The following is a 4,610-nucleotide window of genomic DNA, read 5'->3' as shown; positions in this document are numbered from 1 at the left end:
TGGGAGCTGGGAGCTGGGAGCTGGGAGCTGGGAGCTGGGAGCTGGGAGCTGGGAGCTGGGAGCTGGGAGCTGGGAGCTGGGAGCCGTTTCACGTGAAACGGCGCGCAGGCACCGACCGCTCAGATAGCTGTCAGCAGCTATGGCTGAACGCGGGCTAGCGGCCCGCGGCCTTCGCCGCGGCGGTCTAACGCAAGCCGCTGGGGTGCACTATCCGCTGTTGTGGTTAGTCCACGCGCGTTCGGCGACTTCCACCCTGTCTGGCCATTGAATAGAGCCCAGAGACCTGGCGTCGACCTGACGAGCCCATGATCAGAGCCGCTCCTCGCTCGGCGGCTTAGCAGCTCGGTTGGCTTCTCCAGCAACGCACAGCGATAGGCCAGCGCTGGCACCTCCTCGCGGTCATCTACTCCTCGACCCGGTGGCCGACGGACCGTGCAGCGAGCCATCAGTTACCCGGCGGGACGACCTCTCGAGCCGTATCGCACCCAGCGAATCGCCCCAACGCCGACCTCGAAACAAGCTCGGTCAGTCGCCATGTCCTGTCCGAGACTCCAGTTCGCCAAGTCAACGAGCTCATGGCCGAAGCCCCGTCGGACTGCAGAGTTGACCGTCATCAGAGCCAAACCGGCTAAGGACGCCACCGAGGAATCATGCCGACGGGCGACGTTTCGCAGACGTCAAGGCCGTCCTGTCGACATCCGGGTCGCGCTGCTGGAGACAAGCCGCCTCGGCCTTCTGACTGAACGCTCGCCCCGCGCCTCTCATACCGTTGGGAGGAAGCCCGGTCGAAGTGAGGCATGCCGCGCAATGCGGTGCCGTTTCCGCGTCGACCACATGACCAGTCAGGCGAGCGAAGCCCGAACACATGCGCCAATTCGCCCTTGCCCTGCAGGGGCCGGCCATCAGAGAGACTGCCCGCTAAACCGGCTTCGGAGTGCCGACAGGACTGGCGTGGCCCACCCGGAGTTCAAGATCCCCCGCTTCCACTAAGTCATCTGGTCCATCGGCGTGGTTGCCGCGACCATCGTGGTCGCTTGATCAACGGTCCACCACCGCCCGATGAACTAACACTGCGATCGGTGACGTCGGCCGGAAAGCAATCCGGATGGAGATGCGTAGCGCATCGTGATCCGGAGCTCCAACGCTCGCCATGTACGACAACTTCTATCGCGATCGCGATCGACTCGACTGGCAGAGTGGTCGGCGGCACTCGCCGATACGTTGTGAGGCGTTCGGCGCCGGTACCCCCAAACGCCCTGCGAGCGCGACACCAGGCAGCTGCCGCCGTGAAAGTTAAAGCGACATCGTCGTATGTGCGCTGTCCGGGAAGTCGTCTCGCTGAAGCTTGGCGCCCGCCTTTCACCGACACCACCACCGTGGCGGGCCGCCCTCGCGCAACGCTGCGGACGGTGGGAACTGCCCATCAGAAGAAGCAGGCCGAAACCTCTGTCGCTGCCGTTGCCGCCGGCACCGCTGCTTGCTGGCCCCTACACCGGGTGGCGCCGGCGATGAGGAGCAGCAGGCACGGCAGGCAGTAGACCAGTCGCCACCGCTGTCGCCACCGCTGTCGCCACCGCTGTCGCCACCGCTGTCGCCACCGCTGTCGCCACCGCTGTCGCTGTCGGCGTTGCCTTGCCGTCGCTGGGCCCTGCTGCCACTGCTGCCACTGCTGCCGCCATCGGCTGTCCTCGCTCAGTGCTGTGGACTATGGAGAACCTGTCCCGCAGTGGAGGTGACAGTTCCGTCCCCGTTAACTTAAGCCGACGCCGACGCCGACGCCGACGCCGACGCCGACGCCGACGCCGACGCCGACGCCGACGCCGACGCCGACGCGACCACCACCCACCATCATCACCACGGCTGCGACGCCATCGCCGGTAGGTAGCTGATCAAGGCCTGGATCGGCGGCTTCCGAGCTATCGCCTGCTCGAACCTAAAGGGATGTCGCCGCTGCTGTCGACCGCCGCTCCGCCATCTTTCCACTGCACGGTTGGAGCGTCGTCTACCCAGTCTTGTTCCCACACCGTCCTACAGTCCATGGCGCTCACGCATTCCCATACGGCACCGCTACGCCTTGCCGCCGCGTCCGTGACAGCTTCGCCGGCGAGCGCCTATACCGCTTCCACTCGGTGCCAAGCACTGACGTCCTTCTGCGGCTGCGCCGATCGACTCTGGTGCCGTCACGCCATCCTGCCGCTTCGTTTGCCGGCACCCCCGGTCAGCGGCGCGTCCCCCGAGAGCTACCCGGGGCTCGAACTCCCGTGCCATTTGGTCGTTCCGCTGACGCACCTCTGCCTCGAGGTCGGTCGCGGTCGGCGGGCCGTCGCGGCTTGCGATGCTGATAAAGGCTCTCGGTCGCGTACGTGGACAGTTTGAGCTTCTTCTGACTCCTTCCTTGGAAGTGGGGACGAGAAGCGCAGCCAGTTGGCGCGGTTGGCAATCAGATTCATCTGAGGCGCCGGCGGATCGGCCTTCGTCATCGACTGAGACCGATGCGGCGCTATCGAAGCATTGGAACTTCGGCTGGCCCCAAACCTTGGTGGCGCGTCCCGTTCAAGCGCGCTTGCTCCGCGAGTGGAGAACGGGAACCGATCTCCTCCTGCTGCCCGGTGCTGGTGCCGGGTGTCGACGTCGGCGCTGTGGTCGATGACGTGGCCGGATCGGTCGGCGTGGTGACGTTGGGGTCCGGCCAACGGTGTGACGTCGTTAGGGCCGCGTCAGAGCTACGTGTGAGACGAGCGCTGCCATCAATCCCTGGCCATGATCGAGCGTCCCGAGTCGGTGGCTACGAAGCTGGGTGGATATTCGATCGCTGGTGCTGTGAGGACGGGGCCGTTGCCTAAGTCTTGTCCATCAGCGATGGCCTGGACGGGACCGGAGCTGTAGGTGGCGGCCTTACAGTCGGCCGCTACTTCACGGTCGTTAAGGAGCGCCGGCGTTCGGGCGACTCGTCATGTGCTCGATCGCATTGACGGCTCGTCGAACTCAGGTCACGGCCGCGGTCTGAGCCGTCGTTGGAGTGGCGTAGGCGTGGCCTTGGCGGCTGTCACCTGATGGTGGGGGTGGTAATGGCAGGGGAAGGACATGGAGGTGGATGGCGTGGGCTGGATGCGGGGCAGGAAGTTATCCACAGGTTGTGGGTAACGGCTGTTGAGAAACCTGGTAGTGGTGTTTCACGTGAAACGGCGTTGATGTGGCGTTGGGGGTTGGCTGCGGTATCCACAGGCAGTGCAGGGCTGCGACGTCGTGTTTCACGTGAAACTGGTGGGCCTGTGGATAACTTCTGTGGATAACTTTTGGTGTGTGGGGGCGTCCACAGACGGTGACCGTGGTCTACGCCGGTCAGAGTGTGGAGACCGGTTTCGTGGATGGCTCAGTTGCCGCGAAATTGACTCGGGACAGGGGGTCCTGGCTGGGCTAAGGTTCGCGTCGTGGCCGACAACATCCCCCCGCTGCCCGACTTCACGCGCTGGCCGTCGTTTCCGTTCGAGGGCGATATGAGGGTCAAGCCGCTGGCCGCTCCCGTTGACGTCGAGCCGCCGCGTAGCGGTGAAGATGCGGCTGACTGCGTCGCCTGTAACACGCCCGATGAGGCTTACATCTGGATCAGTGAGCGCTGGCGGGTGCGGGCGATGGACCGGCCTACCGGACTGCCGATGGTGCTCATCCTTGAGTGCCGATCGCACCTCGACATCGGCGACCTGCCCAACCTCCTTGCGGCCGAGCTGGGTGTCATGACGGTTCGACTTGAGCGCGCAATTCGTTCGCTCGATGGCGTTGCTCGGGTTCACGTGAATCGTTGGGGCGATGGCTCGGCCCATCTGCACATGTGGTTCCTCGCGCGCCCGCACGGCCGGCTACAGCTGCGCGGCACTTTCTTGACTCTGTGGGACGACATTCTGCCTGCGATCCCCGAGCAGCAGTGGCGCGAAAACTTGGCTCTGGTCGCGGCGTGGCTGGCGGACTTCGGCGGCACCGCGCTTGCCGAGCCGCCGCACATTCAGTGGCAATCGCCCTCCACCATCGCCTCCGCCGGTACCCGATCCGATGCACCGGCTGACGAGCTTCTCGCCGCGGACTCGGCCGCAGATGGCAGGCACGAATCCCCCGCTGGCACGCTCCCAGTCGCCGGCGTCGGGGATCGAACCTCTAGCAGTGCATACCCAAACCCGGGGTCAGCGCGCCCAGTCGTCGATGCAGCGAGCCCAGCTACTGCGACCAGATGGTCAAATGGCGATGAAGCGCGCTCAGCCGCACTGGACGACGCACAGGGTCGAGACGGAAACATTCGAGACGACGACTACATCCCGACCCAGCGGACCGGTATTCCGACGCCGGACTCCTCGGCAACTGCGTCTTCCCGCATCACCAACACTTAGTCGCTGCCGCCCTGCTGCCCTGCTGCCGTGACGGCTGACACCGGGAGGCCCGGACACCGGGAGGCCCGGACACCGGGAGGCCCGGACACCGGGAGGCCCGGACACCGGGAGGCCCGGACACCGGGAAGTCCGGACACCGGGAAGTCCGGACACCGGGAAGTCCGGACACGGTGACTTGGTGATACCAGGAGAAACTGACACCCGGCGACCGTGACACCCGGCCCCCGGGAG

At 65.5% G+C, this 4,610-nt stretch carries 1 protein-coding gene; it reads left to right on the top strand.

Annotated elements, in window-relative coordinates:
- Positions 1 to 3,431 precede the first annotated feature (3,431 nt).
- Positions 3,432 to 4,379: a hypothetical protein gene (locus KXC43_RS52275; protein ID WP_308129622.1), complete on the top strand. Its 948-nt coding sequence runs from the start codon at positions 3,432 to 3,434 to the stop codon at positions 4,377 to 4,379.
- The last annotated feature ends 231 nt before the right edge of the window (positions 4,380 to 4,610 follow it).

The organism is Paractinoplanes polyasparticus (assembly GCF_019710575.1).
GTDB lineage: Bacteria > Actinomycetota > Actinomycetes > Mycobacteriales > Micromonosporaceae > Actinoplanes > Actinoplanes polyasparticus.
This window is presented reverse-complemented; position numbering and strand designations above follow the sequence as displayed.